Origin of the sequence: Mesorhizobium sp. CA16 (assembly GCF_020165175.1) — a bacterium.
In the GTDB taxonomy this organism is placed as follows: domain Bacteria; phylum Pseudomonadota; class Alphaproteobacteria; order Rhizobiales; family Rhizobiaceae; genus Mesorhizobium.
In genome coordinates this window covers 12,910-37,531 of sequence record NZ_JAIUHP010000017.1, presented here as the reverse complement: position 1 = coordinate 37,531, position 24,622 = coordinate 12,910, and the positions used below count along the sequence as shown (strand labels likewise).

At 65.2% G+C, this 24,622-nt stretch carries 26 protein-coding genes; 11 read left to right on the top strand and 15 right to left on the bottom strand.

Annotated elements, in window-relative coordinates; all coding sequences use genetic code 11:
- The first annotated feature begins 84 nt into the window (after positions 1 to 84).
- Positions 85 to 507, top strand: coding sequence for a RidA family protein (locus LB525_RS22200; protein ID WP_224547142.1), 423 nt, complete (start codon positions 85 to 87; stop codon positions 505 to 507).
- A 340-nt stretch (positions 508 to 847) separates the two neighbouring features.
- Here LB525_RS22200 and LB525_RS22195 read toward each other — a convergent pair whose 3' ends face one another.
- The 6 genes from LB525_RS22195 to hemC form a co-directional block, all read right to left on the bottom strand.
- Positions 848 to 1,564 carry a glutamine amidotransferase gene (locus LB525_RS22195; protein WP_224547130.1) on the bottom strand — a complete coding sequence of 239 codons (717 nt, stop codon included), beginning with the start codon at positions 1,562 to 1,564 and terminating at the stop codon, positions 848 to 850.
- An 18-nt stretch (positions 1,565 to 1,582) separates the two neighbouring features.
- Positions 1,583 to 2,062 carry a TerB family tellurite resistance protein gene (locus LB525_RS22190; RefSeq protein WP_224547128.1) on the bottom strand — a complete coding sequence of 160 codons (480 nt, stop codon included), beginning with the start codon at positions 2,060 to 2,062 and terminating at the stop codon, positions 1,583 to 1,585.
- Between the two features lie 45 nt (positions 2,063 to 2,107).
- Positions 2,108 to 3,685, bottom strand: coding sequence for a heme biosynthesis protein HemY (locus tag LB525_RS22185; protein ID WP_224547126.1), 1,578 nt, complete (start codon positions 3,683 to 3,685; stop codon positions 2,108 to 2,110).
- A 9-nt stretch (positions 3,686 to 3,694) separates the two neighbouring features.
- Positions 3,695 to 5,164 (bottom strand): COG4223 family protein, encoded by a 1,470-nt coding sequence (locus tag LB525_RS22180; RefSeq protein ID WP_224547124.1) that lies wholly within the window; start codon positions 5,162 to 5,164, stop codon positions 3,695 to 3,697.
- 100 nt (positions 5,165 to 5,264) lie between these two features.
- The gene (locus tag LB525_RS22175; RefSeq protein ID WP_224547123.1) at positions 5,265 to 5,978 is read right to left on the bottom strand and encodes a uroporphyrinogen-III synthase; all 714 of its coding nucleotides are present in this window, start codon (positions 5,976 to 5,978) and stop codon (positions 5,265 to 5,267) included.
- A 1-nt stretch (position 5,979) separates the two neighbouring features.
- Positions 5,980 to 6,903: a hydroxymethylbilane synthase gene (gene hemC / locus LB525_RS22170; protein ID WP_224547121.1), complete on the bottom strand. Its 924-nt coding sequence runs from the start codon at positions 6,901 to 6,903 to the stop codon at positions 5,980 to 5,982.
- Between the two features lie 102 nt (positions 6,904 to 7,005).
- Between hemC and tsaD the strand changes: the two genes are divergently transcribed.
- The 6 genes from tsaD (at position 7,006) to LB525_RS22140 (ending at position 11,047) form a co-directional block, all read left to right on the top strand.
- On the top strand, positions 7,006 to 8,091 hold the full coding sequence (gene tsaD / locus LB525_RS22165; RefSeq protein WP_224547444.1) for a tRNA (adenosine(37)-N6)-threonylcarbamoyltransferase complex transferase subunit TsaD: 1,086 nt from the start codon (positions 7,006 to 7,008) through the stop codon (positions 8,089 to 8,091).
- Complete coding sequence (locus LB525_RS22160; RefSeq protein ID WP_224547119.1) at positions 8,088 to 9,089, top strand: NAD(P)H-dependent glycerol-3-phosphate dehydrogenase; 1,002 nt, start codon at positions 8,088 to 8,090, stop codon at positions 9,087 to 9,089. Before tsaD ends, LB525_RS22160 begins: the two co-directional genes overlap by 4 nt.
- Positions 9,090 to 9,104: 15 nt before the next feature.
- A complete protein-coding gene (locus tag LB525_RS22155; protein WP_040996441.1) occupies positions 9,105 to 9,401 on the top strand; it encodes a YciI-like protein in 297 nt (98 codons plus the stop codon).
- Between the two features lie 90 nt (positions 9,402 to 9,491).
- Positions 9,492 to 9,917 (top strand): EVE domain-containing protein, encoded by a 426-nt coding sequence (locus LB525_RS22150; RefSeq protein WP_095769579.1) that lies wholly within the window; start codon positions 9,492 to 9,494, stop codon positions 9,915 to 9,917.
- Positions 9,872 to 10,570, top strand: coding sequence for a class I SAM-dependent methyltransferase (locus LB525_RS22145; protein WP_224547117.1), 699 nt, complete (start codon positions 9,872 to 9,874; stop codon positions 10,568 to 10,570). Before LB525_RS22150 ends, LB525_RS22145 begins: the two co-directional genes overlap by 46 nt.
- A gap of 51 nt (positions 10,571 to 10,621) precedes the next feature.
- On the top strand, positions 10,622 to 11,047 hold the full coding sequence (locus LB525_RS22140; RefSeq protein ID WP_224547115.1) for a DUF1761 domain-containing protein: 426 nt from the start codon (positions 10,622 to 10,624) through the stop codon (positions 11,045 to 11,047).
- 105 nt (positions 11,048 to 11,152) lie between these two features.
- Here the strand turns inward: LB525_RS22140 and gcvA are convergent, their stop codons facing one another.
- Positions 11,153 to 12,073 carry a transcriptional regulator GcvA gene (gene gcvA, locus LB525_RS22135; protein ID WP_095769576.1) on the bottom strand — a complete coding sequence of 307 codons (921 nt, stop codon included), beginning with the start codon at positions 12,071 to 12,073 and terminating at the stop codon, positions 11,153 to 11,155.
- Positions 12,074 to 12,203: 130 nt separating this feature from the next.
- Here gcvA and LB525_RS22130 point away from each other — a divergent pair, with 130 nt between their 5' ends.
- Entirely contained in the window at positions 12,204 to 12,464 is a 261-nt protein-coding gene (locus tag LB525_RS22130) for a hypothetical protein (protein ID WP_224547113.1), read from the top strand.
- A gap of 111 nt (positions 12,465 to 12,575) precedes the next feature.
- Here LB525_RS22130 and LB525_RS22125 read toward each other — a convergent pair whose 3' ends face one another.
- Positions 12,576 to 13,172, bottom strand: coding sequence for a L,D-transpeptidase (locus tag LB525_RS22125; protein WP_224547111.1), 597 nt, complete (start codon positions 13,170 to 13,172; stop codon positions 12,576 to 12,578).
- A gap of 84 nt (positions 13,173 to 13,256) precedes the next feature.
- Here LB525_RS22125 and LB525_RS22120 point away from each other — a divergent pair, with 84 nt between their 5' ends.
- The gene (locus tag LB525_RS22120) at positions 13,257 to 13,940 is read left to right on the top strand and encodes a response regulator transcription factor (RefSeq protein ID WP_095769573.1); all 684 of its coding nucleotides are present in this window, start codon (positions 13,257 to 13,259) and stop codon (positions 13,938 to 13,940) included.
- 266 nt (positions 13,941 to 14,206) lie between these two features.
- Positions 14,207 to 14,662: a Crp/Fnr family transcriptional regulator gene (locus LB525_RS22115; protein ID WP_095769572.1), complete on the top strand. Its 456-nt coding sequence runs from the start codon at positions 14,207 to 14,209 to the stop codon at positions 14,660 to 14,662.
- A 284-nt stretch (positions 14,663 to 14,946) separates the two neighbouring features.
- Here LB525_RS22115 and xth read toward each other — a convergent pair whose 3' ends face one another.
- The 7 genes from xth to tesB form a co-directional block, all read right to left on the bottom strand.
- A complete protein-coding gene (xth, locus tag LB525_RS22110; protein ID WP_224547110.1) occupies positions 14,947 to 15,753 on the bottom strand; it encodes an exodeoxyribonuclease III in 807 nt (268 codons plus the stop codon).
- 225 nt (positions 15,754 to 15,978) lie between these two features.
- Positions 15,979 to 16,647, bottom strand: coding sequence for an outer-membrane lipoprotein carrier protein LolA (locus LB525_RS22105; protein ID WP_140846382.1), 669 nt, complete (start codon positions 16,645 to 16,647; stop codon positions 15,979 to 15,981).
- A 286-nt stretch (positions 16,648 to 16,933) separates the two neighbouring features.
- On the bottom strand, positions 16,934 to 19,612 hold the full coding sequence (locus LB525_RS22100; protein ID WP_224547108.1) for a DNA translocase FtsK: 2,679 nt from the start codon (positions 19,610 to 19,612) through the stop codon (positions 16,934 to 16,936).
- A 224-nt stretch (positions 19,613 to 19,836) separates the two neighbouring features.
- Entirely contained in the window at positions 19,837 to 20,115 is a 279-nt protein-coding gene (locus tag LB525_RS22095) for a hypothetical protein (protein WP_224547095.1), read from the bottom strand.
- Between the two features lie 263 nt (positions 20,116 to 20,378).
- Positions 20,379 to 21,662 (bottom strand): ammonium transporter, encoded by a 1,284-nt coding sequence (locus LB525_RS22090; RefSeq protein ID WP_318012417.1) that lies wholly within the window; start codon positions 21,660 to 21,662, stop codon positions 20,379 to 20,381.
- 94 nt (positions 21,663 to 21,756) lie between these two features.
- Positions 21,757 to 22,095, bottom strand: a complete 339-nt coding sequence (locus LB525_RS22085) for a P-II family nitrogen regulator (protein WP_006327120.1) — start codon at positions 22,093 to 22,095, stop codon at positions 21,757 to 21,759.
- A 247-nt stretch (positions 22,096 to 22,342) separates the two neighbouring features.
- Complete coding sequence (gene tesB / locus LB525_RS22080) at positions 22,343 to 23,206, bottom strand: acyl-CoA thioesterase II (protein WP_095769566.1); 864 nt, start codon at positions 23,204 to 23,206, stop codon at positions 22,343 to 22,345.
- A gap of 103 nt (positions 23,207 to 23,309) precedes the next feature.
- Between tesB and LB525_RS22075 the strand changes: the two genes are divergently transcribed.
- Positions 23,310 to 24,578 (top strand): ubiquinone biosynthesis hydroxylase, encoded by a 1,269-nt coding sequence (locus LB525_RS22075; protein ID WP_224547440.1) that lies wholly within the window; start codon positions 23,310 to 23,312, stop codon positions 24,576 to 24,578.
- Positions 24,579 to 24,622: the final 44 nt, after the last annotated feature.

The window sequence follows — 24,622 nt, the reverse complement described above, 5'->3', positions numbered from 1 at the left end:
TGCGATTGCGCTATCTCCAACTCGAAGACCCGGCTCCCGGCCGTTGCCGGTCCGCTCCCATTAACAAGGCAGAAAGGACACGAAATGCCTGCACGTGACGCCATCTATCCGGCCAAACGCCACGCGTTATATGATATTCATCGATATTCCGCAGCCATTCGCTCCGACGATCTTCTTTTCGTGTCGGGTCAGGTCGGGAGCCGTGAGGACGGCTCGCCCGAGCCCCTATTTGAGGATCAGGTTCGGCGCGCCTTTGCCAATCTACGCGAGGTCTTGGCCGCCGCCGGGTGTAGATTCGATGACGTTGTCGACGTCACCACCTTCCACACCAACCCGGATGACCAGATCGCAACAGTGCTGGCCGTCCGAGCGGAAGAGATCGGCGAACCTCCCTATCCGAACTGGACGGCAGTAGGCGTCAACTGGCTTGCCGGCTTTGATTTCGAAATCAAGGTCGTGGCCCGCATCCCTTCGACGACCAGCGACCGGCCGGCGGACAAGCGCTGATTGCTTGCCGTGCACTGGTGATTTGCTGGCAACGACGCTAGCTGGGAGCTTTCAGGATCCAACGCTCAAGATTTTGCATCTGGAAGGCGACCCGCTCGCGACTTGAAGTTCGCGAATGGGTCGACTCCGGCTAGAGCGTGAACGACCGGTAGGAAGGCGCCAGCGAAATCGGCTTAGCCGTCCTGCGACCAATAGCTTTGCATTCGACACAGTCTGCTATTTGGGCAGCGGCAAGGGCACCCCTACTGCTGACATTGGGCGCAAAGCGGCCTTTCCATGCCCCGGCAGGCGTAAGCCATTCTCGGTCAAAACCGAGCATTCAGAGCAATGGCCTTTCGCCCTACCCCACAGCCGGCCGCCCAAAAATCAACCCCAAAAACTCGCCCAGCCAGCGCCTGAGGTGCATGTCCCAGATCAGCCGGCCGCCGAGATGGTCGCGGCCGGGCTGGGCGCCGGGCAGCTCGAAGCGATGCGCGCCGCGCACCACCCAGCGCTGCATCATCGCCCTTGTCAGCTCGCCATGGAACTGGATGCCCCAGGCATTGTCGCCATAGCGGAACGCCTGGTTGGGATAGGTTTCCGCCGTCGCCAGCAGCGTCGCTTCCTTCGGCAGCGAAAAGCCTTCGCGGTGGAACTGGTAGACCATCTCCGGCCAGTGCAGCAGCTTCTTGCCGGCCTCGGTCGCCTTCAGCGGATACCAGCCGATCTCGACCAGGCCTTCGCCGTGGCCCCCGACCTTGCCGCCGAGATGGTTGGCGAGCATCTGCGCCCCGAGGCAGATGCCGAGGAACGGTCGGTTCTCCTTGAGCGGGATTTCCAGCCAGTCGGTCTCGCGGCGGACGAACTCATCCTCGTCATTGGCGCTCATCGGCCCGCCGAAGATAACCGCGCCGGCGTGACCGTCCAGCGTGCAGGGCAATTCGTCACCCAAGGGCGGCCGGCGGATGTCGAGGTCGAAGCCTTCTTCCAGGAGCATGTGGCCGACGCGGCCGGGGCTCGAAGTCTCCTGATGCAGCACGATCAGGATTTTTGGTCTCGGCCTCGATCTGGGTGGCATGGAAGGCGAAGGATCCTGCTATTCGTCGCTCGATTCGCCCCGCGCGCCGGGCACCTCGGCCGCCGCCTTGCGGCGCGCCTCGATGCGGTCGCGACGCTCGACGCCGATCAGCTCGGCGACCCGCCAGACTGTGTTATCCTCGAGCTCATCAAGCTCGCCATCGGCATAGACGATTTCCCACATCAGGCCGATGAAGGCCTTGCGCGCCTCGGGGTCGAGGTGGCGCTTCAAGACGCTGGTGAAGGCGTAGAGGTCGATCGCCTCGTTGTCGGCTCGCTCGCCGGCCGCCGCCAGCGCATCGAGTTCCTGGCCGCTCACCGAATAGGTCTCGGCCAGGATCTGCTTGAACCGTTCCCACTCGACGTCCTGGCGCACGCCGTCGGCGTTCATCACATGATAGAGCAGCGCCGAAGCCGCGACGCGCGGATCGTCGGCGCTCGGCTTGGTCTCGCGCCCAGCCGGCAGATCCCTCAGGAAGGACAATACGCGCTCGAACATCGATGTTTTTTCCCTGCCCAACAAACCCGGTCCCAGAACACAGCCTCAGAACAAACGAAAGCGGCGCGGCGATTTTTCCGCTTCTTCTTCCGGCGTGACCCCAGGGTCGTCCGGCAGAGGCGGCAGCTCCGGACCGGGCTCGCCGATTTCAGCCTCGCTGACGGCTTCCGCAACGGACGCTTGCTTCTCGCCGCCGTTTGAAGGCACCGGCGCCGGCTTCTCGGCCGGAGCATCGGCGACGATGTCGATCGCCTTCTCGGCGACAGGCTGGACAGGCGGCGCAGCGGTGATTGCCGGCACGGCGACATCCGCGTCGCTGTCGATCAGCTGGCCAAGCCGCTCCATCGGCGCCCGCCAGGTGAAGGCATCGAGCTTACCGGTGACCGGCGACACCGGCGCCCAGCGCTCGGAGATGACGCCGTCCGCCACCCACGCCGGATCGCGCGGCGCGCGCACCGCCTTCGACAGCAGCTGCCGCACCTTGCCCTGGTCGCCGGTCTCGGCCTCCTCGATATCGGCGAGCAGAAGATAGGCGCCCTCGCGACGATCCATGCGGATCGCGGCCTCCGCCTCGCGCCGCGCCGTGGCGAAATCCTGAGCATTGAGCGCTGCGCGCGCCACGGCCATCGACGACTCGGGATGATTCCTCTTCAATTCCTGCAGCTTCTTCGCCCGGTTGAGGCGGTCGAGCACGGCGTCGCCCGGCCTGGCATGGGTGTAGAGCTCGGCGATGTCGGGATGCGGCTCGGCCTTCCAGGCGGCCTCCAGGATCTTGGAGCCCTTGCGCACGTCGTTTTGCCGGATAACCAGATCGGCGGCGATCACCGCGGCCGGCGCGAAATCCGGCGCCAGCTTGTTGGCTTCGAGCGCCGCGGTGCGGGCCGCGTTCGGGTCGCTGTCGACCAGCGCCTGCGCCTTGGCGGTGAGCAGCACGGCGCGGCGGCGATTGGCGGCGTCGCGCTCGATCTGCCTGGTCGATTTCTGCGCCTCGACCAGCTTCAGGGCGCCGTCCCAATCGCCGCGTTCGGTAAGTTCTTCCAGCGTCGATTCCGCCGCCCAGGCAAGCTGCGGCGCCACCGCCGCCGCGCGGCCGGCATAGTGGCGCGCGGCATTGCGGTCGCCGAGGCGCTCGGCCTCCAGATAAAGCCCGCGCAGGCCGAGCAGCCGCATCTCGGGATCGTCGAGCATGCGCTCGAATTTCTCCCGCGCGCCTTTATGGTCGCCTTCGAGCAGCGAGGCCTGGGCGTCGAGCAGGTTGATCAGCGGCTCCTGATCGGAGCTGATCAGCTTGGCCACCTCCTTGGTCTTCTTGCGCGCCAGCGCGCCGTCGCCGGCGCCGGCGGCGATCATGCCCGTCGACAATGCCTGGTATCCGCGGTCGCGGCGGCGCACCCTAAAGTAGCGCGAGATCGTGTAGGGGCTGTTCCACAGCGACTTGATCAGCCACCAGACGATCATCACCGCCGCCACAACAGCGACGATCGCCACCGCCGCCACCATCAGCGTGACCTGGTACTGGTAGCGGTTGAAGGTGACGAGCATCTCGCCCGGGCGGTCTGCCAGCCAGGCAAAGCCGAGCCCGAGCGCGAAGACGACGGCGAGGAAGACGAGGATGCGGATCATCTTGTCTCCTTAAGCCTTCGTCGCGCCGGCAATCAGCGCTTCGAGCTGCTTTTCGACCTCCAGCCGTGCCTTCAGTTTGCCGGCAAAATCGGCGCCGGCCGCCTTTGCCGCGTCCGGCAGCGTGTCATATTCGCTGAGCGCCTTGGCGTAATCGCCCTGGTTGACCGCCACTTCCATGCGCGCGACGGTTTCCGGCACGCCCTTGCCCTCGACCGCGCCGACCGGCCGCACCTTGACCAGCGATTCAGCGCTCGACACCAGGCTCTGGAAGAAGCCGGCATTCTGGTCGACCGGCTTTGCCGCCTCGATCATGGCGTTGGCGGCGGCATCGGCCTCCGCAGCGATGGTGGCGCGGGTCGGCACGCCCTTTTCGGCATAGGAGCGCAGCGCCGCGAGCTCGGGCGCGTCCGGCGCGATCGCCGCGAAGGTGTCGAGCTCGGTCGCGAAGGGCGCGCCGCGATCCAGCGCCGACTTCAGCGCCGAGGCGGCGATCGCCAGCGCGATCTTGGGTTGCGAGGCTTGCGCCTCGACCTTGCCGGAAAGCTGCGAGACGGACTGCTCCAGTGCCGCCACCCTGCCGTCCACGGCCTTGGCCGCATCGCCGTCCGATTTCACCAGCGCGTCGAGCCCGGCGATCTTCTCGTTGAGCGGACCGAGATCGGCGGGTGCCGCATTGCCGTTCTTCTGCAGCTCGGCGACGGTTGTCTCGATCTGGCCGACCTTGTCGCCGAGCGCCTTGAGCGCAGTGCCGTCGCCGCCCTGGCCGGCCGACGATTTCAGCGCCGCCACATCGGCCTTGACCTGATCGAGCGCCGAGGACAGGCCGTCGATCTTGGCCGAGGTGCCGCCGCTTTCCTTCAGCGCCGCGATTTCGCTTTTCAGCGAAGCGATCTCGCCGTTGACGCTCTCGAGCGACCCGCCGCCCGGTCCCGACGAGCCGAGCAGGCCGACCGCTTGCAGCAGGCCGGCGCCGGCAAGCGCGATCACGCCGCCGACGACGCCCGCAGCGATGGCGTTGACGCCGGTTCTGCGCGGGGGCTGCGGCACGCCATCCTCGCCCCATGTCTCACTTCGTGTCTCGCTTGCCTTCGATGCCGAGGCGCCGGCGCCAGGCGCGGATGCGTCCTCGAAATTGTAATCGAAGCCCTTGGGCTGGCTCTTCGGCGCATCGGACGCGCCGGGATACGGCGCCTCCGGCTCGTCCTTGCCGGCCTCTGATTTATCGGCAGTTGCCTGCGCGGCGTCGCTATGCTCCCACGGCTCGATATCGGCCTGCTCGGCATGGATCGGCTCTTCCGGCGGCTCCGGCTGCGAAGCAGCGGCGGCCTCTTCTGCCTTCGCCTCGTCGGTCTGCGCGGCACTGGCCTCGGCCTTGGCGGCATCCTCGTCAGTGATTCGCGAGACGGCGCCGGGCTCGAGTTCGATGGTCACCGGCTCGCGCCGGGTCTTCGAATGTCGCATCTTCGGCGTCTTGACCATGCTTTGGGCTCCGCGAACTGGCTTGAGGATGGTTCAAAGGGTCCAGGGGATGCTCTAGCACATCACCAAGCGGTGAAAAGGGGCGGTGTGATGACGCGGCTCAGCCGGGCAGCGACAAAAGCGCCAGCAGCTGCTCTTCCTCGGGCTTGGACGCGATGCGGACCCTGTCACCGGCAACCCCGTCCAGCGGCTCGGCGACACGCGCCGAGAGCGCCAGGAATTCCGTTCTTTCAAAGAGATGCCGCAAGGCCGGCCGCGCAATCAGGCTGACCAGAGCCAGGCTGGCCTTGGCCGAATAAAGCAGCGCCGCGTCGGTCGGCCGGCCCGACAGGCGGGCGACTACATCGGCATCGCCATAGTCGATGCTTGTCGTGTCGTAGGTCTCGATCGCCTGGACATGCACGCCAGCCGCCGCCAACCGCTGCTCGAACGCAGGCAAGCGGACGCGGCCGCACAGATAGACGATTGCCCTGCCGGCAAGGCCGCCGGCGATGGCGTCTGCCAGCGCCTCCGCATCGCCCGGACCCTCGGTGACGGCAAAAAATCCCGCCGCGCGGCAGGCTTCGGCCGTCCTTTCCCCGACCGCGTGGCAAGGCAGGCTTGCAAGCGGCGCGATCAGCGCCTTCGGCGCATGCAGCGCTGCATTGGCGCTGGTGACAGTGACCGCGACGGCATCGCGGCCGATGCTCGCCTCGACCGGCAATGCGCTCGTCTCGGTCAGCGGCAGCAGGACAGGCTGAAATCCCAGGGCTTCGAGGCGCCGTGCCGTGCGCGACGCGCCAGGCTCCGGCCTCGTCACCAGGACGCGGACCATGTCAGGCCCAGCCGTCGAAGAATGTCGCACCAGCCCTGGCGCGAACCGTGCGCGCCGCGTCCAGGCCGATCTCCGCCGCGTCGGCAGCCTCGCCTTCCAGCCGGACCTCATGCGATTCCGTGCCGTCGGGCGAGATGATCAGCCCGGCGAAGGACAGTTTTTCGCCCGCCACCGTCGCATGGCCGGCTATCGGCGTGCGGCAGGAGCCGTCGAGCGCGGCGAGAAAGGCGCGCTCGCAGGTAAGCGCCTGGCCGGTTGGCACGTGATGGATCGCCGCCAGCATCTTTTCGACGTCGCGGTCGCCGATGCGGGTTTCGATGCCGATCGCGCCTTGTCCCGGCGCCGGCGGAAAGGCTTCCAGCGGCATCAGGTCGGTGACGACATGCTCAAGTCCGAGGCGCTTCAATCCGGCATAGGCCAGGATGGTGCCCTCGGCGACGCCTTCGTCGAGCTTGCGCAGCCTGGTCTGCACATTGCCGCGGAAGATCACCACGTCGAGATCCGATCGCATGCGGCGGATCAGCGCTTGACGGCGCAGCGATGACGATCCGACCGTGGCGCCATGCGGCAGGTCGGCGATCCGCTTCACGTTCTTGCCGATGAAGGCGTCGCGCGCGTCCTCGCGCGGCAGGAAGGTGACAAGCTCCAACCCGACGGGCAGCACCGTCGGCATGTCCTTCGACGAATGCACGGCGATATCGATGCGGCGCTCGAGCAGCGCTTCCTCGATCTCCTTGGTGAACAGGCCCTTGCCGCCGGCCTCCGACAGCGGCCGGTCCTGGATGCGGTCGCCACTGGTCGAGATCGGCACCACTTCGAACGCCTCTTCGGGCAGGCCATGCGCCTGCATCAGCCGCGCCCGCGTCTCATGCGCCTGGGCCAATGCCAGCGGGCTGCCGCGTGTTCCGATTTTCAAAGTTTGCATGGCGCGCGGTCCGTGATAACCCCCAGGCAGCTTGAGGTCTGCCGGGCCTTTTCCTAATTGGGATTGGCCGGTGATACAATCATAGAGGCCAGCGACCAATTGATCCGCGTTCTGGGCATTGAGACGAGCTGCGACGAGACGGCGGCCAGCGTTGTGGCGCTGGACGGCGTCGCCGCGCCCGAAATCCTGTCCAACATCGTGCTCAGCCAGATCGAGGAGCACGCGGCCTTTGGCGGCGTCGTGCCCGAGATCGCCGCGCGCGCCCATGTCGAGGCGCTGGACGGCATCGTCGAGGCGGCGCTCGCCGATTCGGCGGTGTCGCTCGATGAGATCGACGCGATCGCCGCGACAGCAGGGCCGGGCCTGGTCGGCGGATTGATCGTCGGCCTGATGACGGCCAAGGCAATCGCCGCCGCCGCCAACAAGCCGCTGATCGCCATCAACCACCTCGAGGGCCACGCGCTGACGGCACGGCTGACCGACGGCCTCGACTTTCCTTACCTTCTCCTGCTCGTTTCGGGCGGCCACACCCAGATCGTCGCGGTGCGCGGCGTCGGCGATTACCAGCGCTGGGCGACCACCATAGACGATGCGCTGGGCGAGGCCTTCGACAAGACCGCCAAGATGCTTGGCCTGCCCTATCCCGGCGGCCCGAATGTCGAGAAGGCGGCCGCCAGCGGCGATGCAGGCCGCTTTGCCTTCCCGCGCCCGATGAAGGGCTCGGCGCAGCCCGATTTCTCCTTCTCCGGTTTGAAGACGGCGGTGCGCCAGGCGGCGAGCGCGATCGCGCCGCTAAGCGACCAGGACGTCGCCGACATCTGCGCCTCTTTCCAGGCCGCGGTGGCGGACGCGCTGGGCGATCGTGTCGGCCGCACCCTTGCCCGGTTCCGCCACGAATTCCCGGACCATGCAAAGCCGGCGCTGGTCGTTGCCGGCGGCGTCGCCGCCAACCGCACGATCAAGGCGACGCTCGAAGCACTGTGTTTCGAGGCCGGCTTCGCATTCGTCGCGCCGCCGCAGAAGCTTTGCACCGACAATGCGGCGATGATCGCCTGGGCCGGCATAGAGCGGCTGCGCGCCGGCATCGCCGACGAAAACGCCGCCGATTTCGTGCCGCGCTCGCGCTGGCCGCTCGACGGTGTTTCCGCGCCTCTGGTCGGCTCGGGCCGGCGTGGTGCCAAGGCATGACCAAGAAAAGCACCAGCGGCTGGCGTGTTGCGGTGCTGGGCGGCGGCGCCTGGGGCACGGCGCTGGCGCTGGCCATGTTGCGCGCCGGCCATGATGTCCGGCTCTATGCTCGCGACGCCGAAACCGTCGCCGCCATCGCCCGCGGCGAGAACCCGCGCTACCTGCCCGGCATCAGGATCGAGCCCGGCATCACGGCCACCAGCGACATTGCCGCGGCGCTTGAAGGCGCCGACTGCGTGCTCGCCGTGACGCCGGCGCAGTCGCTGCGCGCCGTCCTGGCCACTGCCCGCAACCATGTGCCCCAGGGAGCGCCGCTGGTGCTCTGCGCCAAGGGCATCGAGCGCGATACCGGCGCGCTGCTCTCGGCGATCGTCGAGGAAAGCCTGCCGGGCAATCCGGTCGCGGCGCTTTCCGGCCCGAGCTTCGCCAGCGACGTCGCGCGCGGCCTGCCGACCGCCGTGGTGGTTGCCGCCCGCGATGCTGAACTGGCGGCCGAGCTTGCCGCGCGTTTTTCGGCGGAGAACCTGCGCTGCTATTCGAGCGACGACCTGATTGGCGTCGAGATCGGCGGCGCGCTGAAGAACGTCTTTGCCATTGCCGCCGGCGCCGTCACCGGCGCAGGTCTCGGCGCCAGCGCCCAGGCCGCCATGGTGACGCGCGGCTTCGTCGAATTGCGCCGCATCGGCGCCGCCTTCGACGCCCGGCCGGAAACGCTGATGGGGCTTTCCGGCCTCGGCGACCTCTTGCTCACCTGTTCCTCGGCCCAGTCGCGCAATTTCGCCTATGGCCTGGCGCTCGGCCAGGGCAAGCCGCTTGCCGGCCTGCCGCTGGCCGAAGGTGTGCCGACGGCGGGGATTGCCGCCCGCATCGCTGCCGAGCGCGGCATCGAGGCGCCTATCATCTCGGCCGTCGCCGCCATCCTCGACGGCAAGGTGACGATCGGCCAGGCCGTGACCGCGCTGATGACGAGGCCGCTCAAAACCGAAACCGACATTTGACCATCGGAGTTGAAAATGCTGTTTGCGTTGATTTGCAAGGACAAGCCCGGCAGCCTGCAGCTGCGCGTCGACACGCGGCCGGCGCATGCTGCGTTCCTGGAAGGTCTGATCGCCGAGGGCAAGCTTGCCTTTGCAGGTCCCTTCCTCGACGCCGACGGCAAGCCGGACGGCAGCCTGGTGATGATCGAAGCGCCGGACATGGCTGCTGCCCAAGCTTTGGCCGCGGCCGATCCCTACGCCAAGGCCGGCCTGTTCGAAAGCGTCCAGATCCGTCCGTGGAACTGGGTCTTCCAGAAGCCCGCCGGCGCATGATTGGCTGCTCTCGCCGCATCGACGGCGAGAGAGTAAGCATAGACGGGAACGCCATGCGTGGCGGTGCGACAAAGCGATGGGACAAACGATATGAACTACTGGCTGTTCAAGTCCGAACCCTCGGTCTTTTCCTTCGAGGCGCTGAAGGCCAAAGGCAAGGCCGGCACGCAATGGGATGGCGTGCGCAACTACGCCGCCCGCAACAACATGAAGGCGATGCAGATCGGCGATCTCGGTTTCTTCTACCATTCCAATGAGGGCCTCGACATCGTCGGCATCGCCGAGGTCTGCGCGCTGGCCCATCCCGACACCACGACCGACGATCCGCGCTGGGAATGCGTCGACATCCGCGCCTATAAGGACGTGCCGAAGCCGGTGACGCTTGAAGAGGTCAAGGCCAACCCGAAGCTCGCCGAGATGGCGCTGGTCCGGCTCGGCCGGCTTTCCGTGCAGCCGGTGACGCCGGCTGAATGGAAAGAGGTCTGCCGCATGGCCGAGCTCAACCCGGCGCCGTGACCCGGCTTACGCCAAAGAGCGCGAAAAAGTTCATCCTCGACAATACGGCGCTGATGGCGCCGCCGCATGTGCCGGAAGTGCTGCTGCACCTCGCCGACGAGGCGCATGATCTATGGCTGCGCACCGAGGAGGAGCTGGCCGAGATCGGCCTGCCGCCGCCCTTCTGGGCCTTCGCCTGGGCCGGCGGCCAAGGCCTCGCCCGCTATGTGCTCGATAATCCGGGGACCGTACGCGGCAAACGGGTGCTCGATTTCGCCTCCGGTTCCGGCCTCGTCGCGATCGCAGCGATGAAAGCCGGCGCTAGCCAAGTGATCGCCGCCGACATCGACCCGTTCTGCGAGACGGCGATCGCCATCAACCTCGACGCCAACGGCGTTGAAGCGCAATTCCGCGGCACGGATTGCGTCGGCACCGACGACGGCTGGGACGTCGTGCTCGCCGGTGACGTCTTCTATGACAAGGCTTTCTCCGACCGGCTGCTGCCTTGGTTCGGATCTCTGAGGGAGCGCGGCGCCGAGATCCTCGTCGGCGATCCCGGCCGCGCCTACCTCCCCAAGACAGGGCTGCGATCGCTTGCCGTCTACCAGGTTCCGGTGACGCGCGTGCTGGAAGATGCCGAGGTCAAGCGCACCACCGTCTGGCGCCTTGCTTGACGCGATCGCCGAACAAGCGTTCCATCGCCTTTCAACTTGGAGGGGAAAAGCATGGATTTTTCGGTCGTGAACTGGCTGGCGGTGATCGCCGCCGCCGTCGTCGCGTGGCTGTTCGGCGCCGCCTGGTATATGAGCCTGAGCAAGCCTTGGCTGAAGGCCGCCAAGCTCGACTCGGCCACCATGCAGCGCTCGGTCGCTCCGTTCATCGTCAGCTTCATCGCCGAGCTGATCATGGCGCTCGTGCTGACGCTGGTGGTGGGCGCCATAACCGGCGGCGAGCCGAACCCGATCGCGGGATTGCTGTTCGGCTTCGTGCTTTGGCTGGGCTTCATTGCCACCACGCTTGCCGTCAACCACCGCTATGAAGGCTTCGGCTGGGCCCTGACGCTGATCGATGCCGGCCACTGGCTGGGCGTGATGCTGATCATCGGCGCCATCATCGGCTGGTTCGGCGCGCCGGCCGCCGCGGCTGGCTAAAGCAATTCCAGGAAAGTAGCGGTTTTCCGTCCGGAATTGCGCGGAAACAAGTATTTAGAGCGGTTCGACGATTCAGAGAAACGCTGAACCGCTCTAAGCCAGCCGTCATGTCGGCGTCTTCGCCGCCTCCTCGGTAAGCCATTCGCGAAAGGCGACGACGCGCGCGTCGTCCTTCGCCGCCTCCGGATAGACCAGGAAATAGGCGAATTCCGGCGCGACCTTGATGCCGAGCTCGAAAGGCCGCACCAGACGTCCTTGCGAAAGATCGTTGGCGACCATGGCGAAGTCGGCGAGCGCCACCGCGTTGCCGTCGAGCGCCGCCTGGGTGGCGTCGGTCGACGACCCGAAGACCAGCGTGCGGCTGTCGTCGAAATCGTCGACGCCGGCCGCGTGCATCCACATGCTCCAGTTCGGCCAGGTCACGCCCTGCCGCGACCATTCGATATGCGCGAGCGTGTGGTTGAACAGGTCGCGCGGCTCCTTCAGCGGCGGACCTGACGCCAGCAGCGCCGGGCTGCACACCGGGATGATGATGTTCTCGAACAGCCGATGCGCGCAGAGCCCCGGATATTTGCCGGCGCCGAAGCGGATGCCGACATCGACGTCGTCGAGGTCGAAATCCCGGACATCGTAGGTGATGTCGAAGCGCAGCTCGATGCCCGGCTTTTGCTTGCGGAAGTCGTCGACGCGGCGCATCAGCCATTTCGTCGCGAACTGCGCGTCGAGCGTTACCTTCAGCAGCGCCGTGCCGCGAGTCATCTTGCGGGCGCGGCTGACGGCGCGGTTCAGCAGGTCAAGCGCATCGACCGAGGCCTCCAGCAGCACATTGCCTTCCTCCGTCAGCCGGATGGTGCGGCTGGTGCGCGTGAACAGCACTAGCCCGAGCTGATCCTCGATTTCCTTGATCTGGTGGCTGACCGCCGCTGGCGTCAGGCCGAGCTCGTCGGCCGCGCGGGTGAAGTTGAGATGCCTGGCTGCCGCTTCGAACGTCCGCAGCGCACGCGTTCCCGGCAGCAGCTTGGACATGCGATCTCCAAATAAAACTTGACGATCGGAAAAGAACTACTCGTTTCCCGTTTGTTTTTCAATCCGGCATCATGGCTTCATCGCAACACCATAAAACCGGATTTGATATCCGGAGAACACGGATAGAGCCATGTCTGAGATCGCCCTGAAGCCCTGCACCACCCTGGAATCCCCTTCCGGCTTCGCCCTTTGGCTGCGTTCGGCACGCGATTGGCTGCGCCAGGCTCGCGTCGCCGCCCGGATGTCCCATGATCCGATCGAAGACCTCTCCGATAGCCAGTTGCGCGACATCGGCGCCGGATGCCGCGACATCGCGAAGACGATGGACAGGGAGCTTCGTGAGATCGGGCTGCTCGGCACGGGCTGGCAGAAACCGGGAAAGAGGCAGTAAAGATTAGGCAAATAGGCAATAGGGAAGGAGACACCTACTGCCTACTGCCTACTGCCTACTGCCTACTGCCTACTGCCTACTGCCTACTGCCTACTGCCTACTGCCTACTGCCTACCTCACCACCTTCACCACCGTCCTGTCCGACAGCAACGGAAGCAGCCTCGCCATGGTCCGCGCCGTCACCGCCACGCAGCCTTGCGTCGGCGTGAAGCCCGGCCGGGCCAGATGGAAGAAGATCGCGCTGCCGCGCCCGCGCCGGCGCGGCGCGATGTTCCAGTCGAGCACCAGGCAGACATCGTAAAGCCGATCGTCGCGCTTCATCCGCTCATGGCTGGCGCCATAGGGGATCTTGACCGGGCGATTGTAGTTGCGGTCGTCCGGCACCTCGCACCAGCCGAGATCCGGGCCGATCGGCGCCATCGGCAGCCTCGTCCTGCGTCCGCCCGCAAAATGATCGCCCCGGAAATAGCCTGACAGGATGCGCATCGACGCCAACGGCGTCGCGCCGTCCCCTTCCTGCTTGTTGGCGGAGATGCCGCCGCGCCCCAAAGCGCAGGGAAACACCGTTTTGCCGGCTTGCAGGAAGCCTTGCGCGGGGTTGCCGGGGCGCGCGCGCACCACCAAAACGCTCAAGCCCTTCGGCAAAAATGCGCCCGACGCATTGCGCGCACGTTTTTTCTTGTATGATTGGGTCACGGAACAAATCACTGTGATCGGCTGTTGCGCCGGTGAGCTTCCGCATAAATGGGGGGAGGTCAACTGAATATTCTTTTTAAAACAACGGATTGATCCATGACATCACGTACCATACTGATCGTCGATGACGACGACGACTTGCGCGCCACCTTGGTTGAGCAGCTGGCGCTCTACGAAGAATTCGACGTCCAGCAGGAAGCGACCGCCGCAAAAGGCGTTGCCGCGGCGCGCAGCGGCGTCGTCGACCTGCTCATCATGGATGTCGGCCTGCCCGACATGGATGGCCGCGAGGCGGTGAAGATCCTGCGCAAGGGCGGCTACAAGGCGCCGATTATCATGCTGACCGGCCACGACACCGATTCCGACACGATCCTGGGTCTCGAGGCCGGCGCCAACGATTATGTGACCAAACCTTTCCGCTTTGCCGTGCTGCTCGCGCGCATCCGCGCCCAGCTTCGCCAGCACGAGCAAAGCGAGGACGCGACCTTCTCGGTCGGTCCCTACACGTTCAAGCCCAGCCAGAAGCTGCTGATCGATCCGCGCGGCGCCAAGGTGCGGCTGACCGAGAAGGAAGCCTCGATCATCAAATACCTCTACCGCGCCGACCAGAAGGTGGTGACGCGCGACGTTCTTTTGGAAGAGGTCTGGGGCTACAATTCCGGCGTCACCACGCACACGCTGGAGACCCATGTCTACCGGTTGCGCCAGAAGATCGAGCGCGATCCTTCCAATGCCGAAATTCTTGTGACAGAAAGCGGCGGCTACAAGCTGGTTCCTTAAACATTTCATGATCAAGAGCAATTCCAGGAAAAGTGTGAAACGGTTGGGCTCGGCGGCTTCGCCAAGGACGACCGTCCGGAATTGCGTCGAAACAAACATTTAGGGCGGTCGGGCGGGACCGGTTCGGGTACGATCCTGGTGCTGGAGGGTGATGGGGTCGGCTCGTTGCACGCATCGCATGATGCACGGTGGAGCGTTTCGCGAGCCCAGGAGGGCGCGCCGCTCCAAAGGAGGGACTGGACTGACCGCTCGGGGACACAGCTAGGATGGCGCTGGATGACGACATCCGCATTCTGTCAAGCGTGAAGCTTTTCCAGGGCTTCACGCAGGAACAGCTGCGCCTGCTTGCCTTCGGCGCCGAGACCACCGTGCTGCAAGCCGACCATAAGCTGTACCGCGAGGACGATGTCGCTGATTCTGCTTATATCGTGGTCAGCGGTTTGATCGCGCTCTATCGGGAGCTGGGCGGCGAACGCGTCCCGATCGGTACGGCAGGCCCAGGCACCATGCTGAGCGAACTGGCGCTGATCGCGGATACCAACCGGCTGACCAGCGCCTCGGCCGCGGTCGATTCGGAAGTGATCCGATTGAGCCGCAAGATGTTCCACCGAATCCTGGAAGAATATCCGGAGATCGCGGTGCTGTTGCATGAGCGCATCCTGGAGGAATTCCAGCAGATGATCGCCCGCATCGAGGCACTGGCGCCAAGGTTTACGGAGTAGGATGGCGCCGGCCAGAAAGCGCCTTCGTCATTCTAGGGCGGAGCAAGGAGCGAAGCGACGCGCGCAGACCCTAGAATCCATTCCGTGACGTTGACGCTTCGCCGCATTTGCAGAATGAGGTTTTCTGGGCGAAGCGGCCTGCCCAAGGCTTCTTTGTTCTGCATCGTTGCATCCTTCGGCACCGGTAACGGAATGGATCCTAGGGTCTGCGCGCCGCTTCGCGTCGCTCCGCCCTAGGATGACGAACGCGAAGGTTTGCGTCTCTTAGCCGCCGACGTCCAACCTCAATCCAATTCAAACTTCGCAATCACCGGCACATGGTCGGACGGCTTCTCCCAGCCGCGCGCCGCCTGCAGGATCTCGTAGCCGGCGAAAGCCGGCACAAGGTTGGCGGATGACCAGATATGATCGAGACGGCGGCCGCGGTTCGAGGCTTCCCAGTCCTTCGCGCGATAGCTCCACCAGGTGTAGAGTTTCTGCTCGGCCGGCACATTGAGCCGCATCAGGTCGACCCAGCCGCCGGCCTTGCGCATCGCCTCGAAATTTGTCGTCTCGACCGGCGTGTGGCTGACGACGTTGAGCAATTGCTTGTGCGACCAGACGTCGTGCTCCTGCGGTGCGATGTTCAGGTCGCCGACCAGGATCGAGGCGGACGTTTCGTCCCCGCTCGCCGGTACGGAGTTCATCTCGTAGACGAAATCGAGCTTGTGCCTGAATTTGCGGTTGATCTCCGGATCCGGCTCGTCGCCGCCGGCCGGCACGTAGAAATTATGCACCAGCACCGACTTGCCGCCCGCCTGCACCCTGACCGACAGATGCCGGCTGTCGTCGATCTCGCAGAACCGTCGCTTTTCGACCAGCTCGATCGGGCGGCGGGCGACGGTGGCGACGCCGTGATAGCCCTTCTGGCCGTGGAACAAGATGTGCTCGTAGCCCGCCTTGCGGAAGGCTTTTTCCGGGAACAGCTCGTCGGGGACCTTGGTTTCCTGCAGGCAGAGCACGTCGGGCGCGTGCTCCTTCAGGAGCCGCTCGACGATCGGCATGCGCAGGCGCACGGAGTTGATGTTCCAGGTGGCGATGGTGAAGGGCATTCAGGCGGGTCCGGCAAGAGATCGCCGATCTAGTGCCAGCCGCGCGCAGTAAAGACAAGCCGGACTATGCCCTTCGCCAGGTTGTAGGTTCGCTGAGATTCAGGTCAGGACGAGCCGAGAATGGTGGCTTCCGAGAACCGGAGCGGAGCGTACTTGAAGTACGTGAGCACCGGAAGCGCAGGAAGCCGCCATTCGCAGGCCGGCCTCACCTGAATATCGGCGGACCTACCTGGTCTTGGTATTGAGCTCTCTGTTCGCCGTATAGTCGATCGCGAAAGTGTCCGCCGGGAAGTTGCCGCCTTCCTTGACGTTGAAGATCATCACCGTCGTGTCTTTCCCTTGAGCGTCGGTGATCGTCCACTGGCGCAGCTCGTAGGTCTTCGGATCGAACATCATGGTGATCGTCGCATTGCCGAACACCGATTTGTCGGAAAGCTTGATGGTGGTGAGGTCGTCCTCTTCCTTGACGGCCTTGACGCGCCCGCCGGAGAGGTCGATCCGGTCGTCGAGCAGCAATTTCAGCGGCGTCTTCGACAGCGGGTAGAGGTCGGAGGTGTTGAGCTTCTTATTGAGGATCACCACCGACTTGCCGTCGGAGATGACGCGGAAGTTCGAGGAGCCGTCATAGTTGAAGCGGATCTTGCCCGGACGCTCGAGGAAGAACTTGCCGCCGGTCTGCTCGCCTTTCGGCCCGAACTGGACGAACTCGCCGCTCATCGACTTCACCGAGGAGAAATGGTCGGCGATCTTCTGCGCCGCGGGCGGCACGGCGGCCTGCGCGGCGGCCATGAGCTGATAGCCCGGCACGAGATTGAGAGCGGCGGCACCGCCAAGCATCAAGCCGAGGCCAAGGACCTGGCGGCGGGTGAGGGCGAATTCGGTCTGGGTCTTCATGCCGGTCACTTTCTGTGATTCGTATCGCCGCAGTTTCTGGACTCCCACTAGGGCCTAAGTTTGGCGGGTAGGCGAGAGCCCGCATTGAACGCGCCAGACGATTTCCGGTTGCCTGCTGACCCGGATCGGTGTCTCGCCGCGCCAGGGTTTGTCGAGATTCAGATCAGGCCGAGTCGAAAATGGTGGTTTTCGAGAACCGGAGCGGAGCGTACTTTTCGTACGTGAGCACCGGAAGCGCAGGAAGCCGCCATTTGCAGGCCGGCCTCACCTGAATATCGATAAGCCCCTAGAATTTGTCCTCTTCTGTCGGCACCAGGATCTCGCGTTTGCCGGCGTGATTGGCCGGGCCGACAATGCCTTCCTTCTCCATCTTCTCGATGATCGAGGCGGCGCGGTTATAGCCGATGCCGAGCCGGCGCTGGATGTAGCTGGTCGAGGCCTTGCCGTCGCGCAGCACCACCGCCACCGCGTGGTCGTAGGGGTCGTCGGAATCCTCGAAATTGCCGCCGCCACCGCCGCCGGAGCCGCCCTTGCCCGACGGACCGTCCTCGTCGTCCTCCTCGTCGTCCTCGGTGATGGCGTCGAGATATTCCGGCACGCCCTGCAGCTTCAGATGCCCGACGACCTTCTCGACCTCGTCGTCCGAGACGAACGGGCCGTGGACGCGCTGGATGCGCCCGCCGCCTGCCATGTAGAGCATGTCGCCCATGCCGAGCAACTGCTCGGCGCCCTGCTCGCCAAGAATGGTGCGGCTGTCGATCTTCGACGTCACCTGGAAGGAGATGCGGGTCGGGAAATTGGCCTTGATGGTGCCGGTGATGACGTCGACCGACGGGCGCTGCGTCGCCATGATGACATGGATGCCGGCGGCGCGCGCCATCTGCGCCAGGCGCTGCACCGCGCCTTCGATGTCCTTGCCGGCCACCATCATCAGGTCGGCCATCTCGTCGATGATGACCACGATATAAGGCATCGGCTCGAGATCGAGGTCCTCGGTCTCGTAGATCGCCTCGCCCGTCTGGCGGTCGAAGCCGGTCTGCACGGTGCGAGAGATCTTTTCGCCCTTCTTCTCGGCCTGCTGGACGCGCGCGTTGAAGCCGTCGATGTTGCGCACGCCGACCTTGGACATCTTGCGATAGCGATCCTCCATCTCGCGCACCGTCCATTTCAGCGCGACGACCGCCTTCTTCGGATCGGTGACGACCGGCGTGAGCAAATGCGGGATGCCGTCATAAACCGACAATTCCAGCATCTTGGGGTCGATCATGATCAGCCGGCATTCCTGCGGCGTCAGCCGGTAAAGCAGCGACAGGATCATGGTATTGATGGCGACCGATTTGCCCGAGCCGGTGGTGCCAGCGACCAGGACGTGCGGCATCTTGGCGATGTCGACGATGACGGCCTCGCCGTTGATCGTCTTGCCGAGCGCCAGCGCCAGCTTGGCCTTGGTCGTCTCGAAATCGCGGCTGGCCATGATCTCTCTGAGATAGACCGTCTCGCGCTTGGCGTTGGGCAGCTCGATGCCGATGGCGTTGCGTCCCGGAACGACGGCGACGCGGCAGGCGATCGCGCTCATCGAGCGGGCGATGTCGTCGGAAAGGCCGATGACGCGCGAGGACTTGATGCCGGGCGCCGGCTCCAACTCGTAGAGTGTGACGACCGGACCGGGTCGCACATGGATGATCTCGCCCTTGACGCCGAAATCTTCCAGCACGCCTTCGAGCAGGCGCGCGTTCTGCTCCAGCGCGTCCTTCGACAGGCTTGGATCCTTGGCGATGTTCTTCGGCTCGGACAGGAAATGCAGCGACGGCATCTCGAACGTGTCGGAACCGATCAGCGAGGTCTGCGCCTCGCGCTGGACGCGGGCGCCCGGCACGGGTCGCGCCGCCGGCGCCGCGACGCGGGTCGCGGCATCGGAGCGGAAATTCTGCACCCTGGCGCCCGGCACGGCGCGGCGCGGAGTGGGCGCCTCGTCGTCGAAATCGTCGAGGTCGGCGTCTTCGTCCGCCTCGTCGCCGAAAATGTCTTCATCGACCGGATCGACCGAAACGCTGCGGTCATTGACCATGGCGGCGAAGAATTCCGGCTCGACGCGAGCGCGGCCGCCGGGGCTCATGCGGGCCTCGGCGAACTCGGCCGATTCGACCCGCTCGGCCGCGCGCCGCCAGGCGCTTGCCTTCGGTTCCATCGGCGGTTCGAACTCGTCGCGCTCCCGCCTGCGCCGCTCGGCGCGGCGATGCAGGAAGGCGCGGAACGACAGCCACCAATGGGTGATGGCGCCGAGTGCGAGTATCCCCTCATCGCCCTCGTCCTCATCCTCGTCGAACAGCATCTCGTTCTGTTCGCGCGGATCGGGCCGGGCGGCGCGCTCCGTGACGGCAAAGCCGTTCTTGCGCGCGATCAGCGCCGAGCCATAGGCGAACAGCCACAACATCGGCGCGGCGAGGATGACCGCTATGATGCTGGCGAACAGCCCTTTCGGATAACCGCCGACCGCGATGCCAGGGATTTTCAGCACCATGTCGCCGAACACGCCGCCGAGGCCGGTGGGCAGCGGCCAGGTGTTTGGCGGCGTCACGCAGCCTGCGATGGCCGCGGCGATGAGCGCAAAGCCGAACCAGGCAAAGCCGCGCTTCGGCAATTTGTCGACGCCGCGCGCGGAAAACAGAAGGAAGCCCCAGATCACCGCCGGCACCAGCCCCGCGACGGCGGCAAGGCCGAAAAACTGCATGGCGAGGTCGGAGAACACCGCGCCGGCATAGCCCATGGCGTTGGTGACGACGTTGCTGGTGGCGTGCGAGAAGCTCGGATCGGCGACATTCCATGTGGCTAGAGCGGCAATGCCGAAGGCGGTGAACAGGAACAGCCCCGCGCCGACCAGCCGCCCGACCTGACGCCGCGCGAATGCCTGGATGCCGTGCCCCGTATCGGTCAGCGCGAGCGGTGCTGAAGCGCCTGAACGCATGCTCTTCCCCGTGATCGTTGCCTGGCCGGGCGCATGGCGCATTCCGGCAGATTCGAACGCCAGACTATCGGGGGGAAGGTTAAGGCCGCATTAACCATGGGCCTTTACCCGCATTGCGCGGAGACCATGGCGCGGAAACAAAGATGGCAGGCCTCGCGGCCCGCCACCTCCCTGTCTTCAAACGCCGATAGGATCAGGCCCTTCCGGGACCTGACCTTCCACGATCACTTGTTGGCGCCGCCATAGGCCATGAGATTGGCGCAGAATTCGGCGTGAGGCTTGCTCATCGCCGCGTCCTGGCATTCCTTCATCATCATGTCCTGCTTTTCCTTCGGCATCGAAGCCCAAGCCGCCTTGAAGTCGGCTTCCGGCTTCATGGTCTTCATGCTGGAGTCGGTGAAGAACGGGGCCATGTTGGACGGCTCATCGAGAGCACCGGCGAGTGCAACGCCGCTGATCATCGAAAGAGCCATTGCTCCCAGGACGATGTTCTTGATGTTCATCAGGTGGTTTCCTTCCCTCTTGTTCTGACGGACGCCTTGATGACGCTCGCTATCCCAGTACGGAATCTGACGGGCGATGTTTCATGCCGACGGATCAAGTGAATGTGATCGAATGGCTTGGATGGCCGCCCGACAAAAAGGAGGCCCGGAAGGGTGTTCCGGGCCTCAAGGCGTGAGCCCCTTTCGAGAGCGTCACGACGGGATCTTGGGAGGAATTCCGGGCCGGCGGGAGGAGGATCCGCCGGCCCTTGGCGAAGTCTGCCTTACGGCACAACTTCGCCGTGCTGGGTGACGTCGAGGCCTTCGACCTCTTCCTGGGTCGACGGACGCAGGCCGACCAGAGCCTTGACGATGTAGAGGATCACGAAGGTGGCGATCGCCGTCCACAGGATGGTGAAGGCGATGCCGTAGAGCTGCTTGCCGACTGAGGCGTCCTTGCCGAGGGCGTTGATGGCCGGATCTGCCAGCGCGCCGGTGAGCAGCGCGCCGACGATGCCGCCGACGCCGTGGACGCCGAAAGCATCGAGCGAGTCGTCATAGCCGAACGCATGCTTGAGCTTGACCGCCGAGAGGTAGCAGACCACACCGGCGATGATGCCGATGATGAAGGCGCCGGTCGGGTTGACGAAACCGGAAGCCGGCGTCACCGCGACGAGGCCGGCGACGGCGCCCGAGATGATGCCGAGCACCGAAGGCTTCCTGGCGACGATCCATTCGGCGAACATCCAGGCCAGCGCCGCGGCGGCGGTGGCGACCTGCGTGTTCATCATCGCCGCGCCCGCAAGGCCGTCGGCAGCCAGTTCCGAACCGGCGTTGAAGCCGAACCAGCCGACCCACAGCAGCGAGGCGCCGATCACCGAATAAACGAGGTTGTGTGGCGCCATGTTGGTGGTGCCATAGCCCTCGCGCTTGCCGAGCACCAGCGCGCAGACCAGGCCCGCGACACCAGCGTTGATATGGACGACCGTGCCGCCGGCGAAGTCGAGCACGCCGGCCGAACCGAGGAAGCCGCCGCCCCACACCCAATGCGCGATCGGCGCGTAGACGAAGACCAGCCACAGGCCCATGAAGATCAGCAGCGCCGAGAACTTCATGCGCTCGGCGAAGGCGCCGGCGATCAGCGCCGGCGTGATGATGGCGAAGGTCATCTGGAACATCGAGAAGACGAATTCAGGAATGTTCGCCACGCCCGGCGCCCAAAGCGTCGAGACGGTGATGCCGTGATGGAAGAATTTCGAGAAGCCGCCGAGATAGGCGTTCGTGGCGCCGCCGTCGGAGAAGGCGAGCGAATAGCCGAACATGAACCACAGCACCGTCACCAGGCAGGTGATGGCGAAGCTCTGCATGATGGTGGCGAGCACGTTCTTCTTGCGCACCATGCCGCCGTAGAACAGCGCCAGGCCGGGAATCGTCATCATCAGCACCAGCGCCGTCGAAGTCAGCATCCAGGCGGTGTTGCCGGTGTCGAGCGCCGGCGCCGGCGCGGCGGGCGCCGCGGCAGTAGCTGCCGGGGCGGCCTCCTGCGCGATGGCGGCGACGGTGCTCATGGCCACGAGCGCGAGCGAAGCGGCCGCGCGTCCCGTCGTCTTCAAGGTGGAAGGAATATTCATTGAACTCTCCGTTGGAATGGATGGTCGCCGCTTAGAGCGCGTCGGTGTCTGTTTCGCCGGTGCGGATACGTACCGCCTGGTCGATGCCGAAGACGAAGATCTTGCCGTCGCCGATCTGGCCGGTCTTGGCGGCCGCGGTGATGGCTTCGACGGCCTTGTCGACCATGTCGGCGCCGACCGCGACCTCGATCTTGATCTTGGGCAGGAAGCTGACCGCGTATTCCGCGCCGCGATAGATTTCGGTATGCCCCTTCTGACGCCCGTAGCCTTTGACCTCGGTGACGGTCAGGCCCTGGATGCCGACGGCGGTTAGCGCTTCGCGCACCTCGTCGAGCTTGAACGGCTTGATGATTGCCATCACGATTTTCATAAGGTTTCACCCTTTGCTGTTGCGGTCCCCCGCGTTTGCACACCTTCACCGATCCCGAGGAGCCGGAGAGTGCCCGACAGGATTCAAGCTCCGTGCCAATTGCCGAAGCAGGGTGTTAACCTGTTGTAAACAAAGAGAATGGGCAATCGGTGCACATCATTCGCGCACGGGCATGGCAGGATGCCTGCTTATAAAATAGGCAAAAAATCGAAAATGCACGTATTCCAGGCAGTAGCCTGAAGCCGGCTCAGCGTTTCAGCCGAATCAGGCCTTCCTGGGCGACCGAGGCGATCAGTGTCCCATCCCGCGCGAACAGCGAGCCGCGGGTGAAGCCGCGCGACCCTTGCGTCGACGGGCTGTCCTGATTGTAGAGGATCCAGTCGTCCAGCGAATGGCTGCGGTGGAACCACATGGCGTGGTCGAGGCTGGCGGCCTGGATGTCGCGGTCGAAGATGGCGCGGCCATGCGCGAAGGTAGAGGTGTCGAGCAGCGTCATGTCCGAAAGATAGGCAAGCACGGCCGCCTGAATGGCGCGGTCTTCCGGCACCGGGCCGGTGGTGCGGATCCAGATGTTCTGCTGCGGCTCCAGTTTCTCGCGGCTCGTGTAGTGCTTCAGCATCACCGGCTTCATCTCGATCGGCCGGTCGCGCTCCCAGTAGCGCCTGATGCCTTCCGGCACCGCCTCGCCGAACTTGCCGAGCAGCTCGCGTTGTGTGAGCAGCGTGTCGGGCGCCGGCACGTCGCGCGGCATCGGCAGCTGATGCTCGAGCCCGACCTCGTCCTGCTGGAAGGACGCCTCCAGCGAAAAGATCGCCTGCCCATGCTGGATCGCCACCACGCGGCGCGTGGTGAAGGAGCCGCCGTCGCGGATGCGGTCGACCTCGTAGACGATCGGCAGCTTGGTGTCGCCCGGCCGCATGAAATAGCCATGCAGCGAATGCACGTGGCGTTCGGGCTCCACCGTGCGCTGCGCGGCGACCAGCGCCTGCGCGATGGTCTGGCCGCCGAAGACGCGCTGCCAGTCGACCTTGGGGCTGCGACCACGATACAGATTGTGTTCGAGCTGCTCGAGGTCGAGAATGTCGAGAAGCTCGTCCATGGCCGCGGTCATGTTTGAAATCCTTCAAGGATGTGCCATGGCCGGTTTCGGACAGGACGTGCAGGCAGTCAAGGCCGCAGACCGCAGCCGACCGAAGCCGCGAAAGGATGATGCCATGGTCGACCGCAAGCCGAAGGAAGCGGAAGCGAACGGGGCGCCGCTCGACGTGCTCATCGCCGGCGCCGGCTATGTCGGCCTCACCGCCGCCGTGTCGCTGAAGCAGGCGCGCCCTAGCCTCGCCATAGCCATCGTCGATGCCGCCCCCGCCGGCGTCTGGCAGAAAGACGGCCGCGCCTCGGCCATCGCAGCAGCCGCCAGCCGCATGCTGGAACAGCTCGGCGTCTGGGAAGAGATCGCCCCGGAAGCGCAAGCGATCACCGAGATGATCATCACCGATTCGCGCGCCGCCGACCCGGTGCGTCCGGTGTTTTTGACCTTCGACGGCGAAGTGGCGCCTGGCGAGCCCTTCGCCCACATGGTCGCCAACCGCGACTTGAACGGCGCGCTGCGCCGCCGCGCCGAAAAGCTCGGCATCGACATCATCGAAGGCATGGCGGTCAGCGCCTTCGACGCCAACGGCGCCGGCATCACAGTGCACTTGGCCGATGGAGCGACGCTGAAGGCGCGGCTGCTGGTCGCCGCCGACGGCGTCAATTCGAAGCTGCGCGACATGGCCGGCATCAAGACGGTTAAGTGGGAATACGGCCAGTCCGGCATCGTCTGCACCGTGGCGCATGAGCGCCCGCACAACGGCCGCGCCGAGGAGCATTTCCTCCCTGCCGGCCCCTTCGCTACACTGCCGCTGAAGCCGGACAAGGACGGCACCAACCGCTCGTCGATCGTCTGGGTGGAGCGCACGCAAGATGCCAAGGCGCTGGTCGAGGGCGACGAGTTCGTCTTCGAGCACGATCTGGAGCAGCGCTTCGGCCTGAAGCTCGGCGAAATAAGAGTTGCCGACAAGCCGCGCGCCTGGCCGCTCGGCCTGACGCTCGCCCGCGCCTTCGTTGCACCGCGCTTCGCGCTGGCCGGCGACGCCGCGCACGGCATCCACCCGATCGCCGGCCAGGGCCTCAATCTGGGCTTCAAGGATGTCGCCGCCCTGGCCGAAGTCGTGGTCGAGGCCGACCGGCTCGGCCAGGATATCGGCGCGCTCGACGTGCTCGAACGCTACCAGCAGTGGCGCCGCTTCGACACGCTGCAGATGGGCATCACCACCGACGTCTTGAACCGCCTCTTCTCCAACGACATCGGCCCGCTGCGCCAGGTCCGCGACATCGGGCTGGGGCTGGTGGAACGCATGCCGAGGCTGAAGGAGTTCTTCATCCGTCAGGCCTCGGGCCTCTCCGGCGACACGCCGAGGCTGCTGAAGGGCGAGGCGATCTGAACGCCTTACTGGCCGAAGCCTAGACGACGGTCGTCATCCACGGG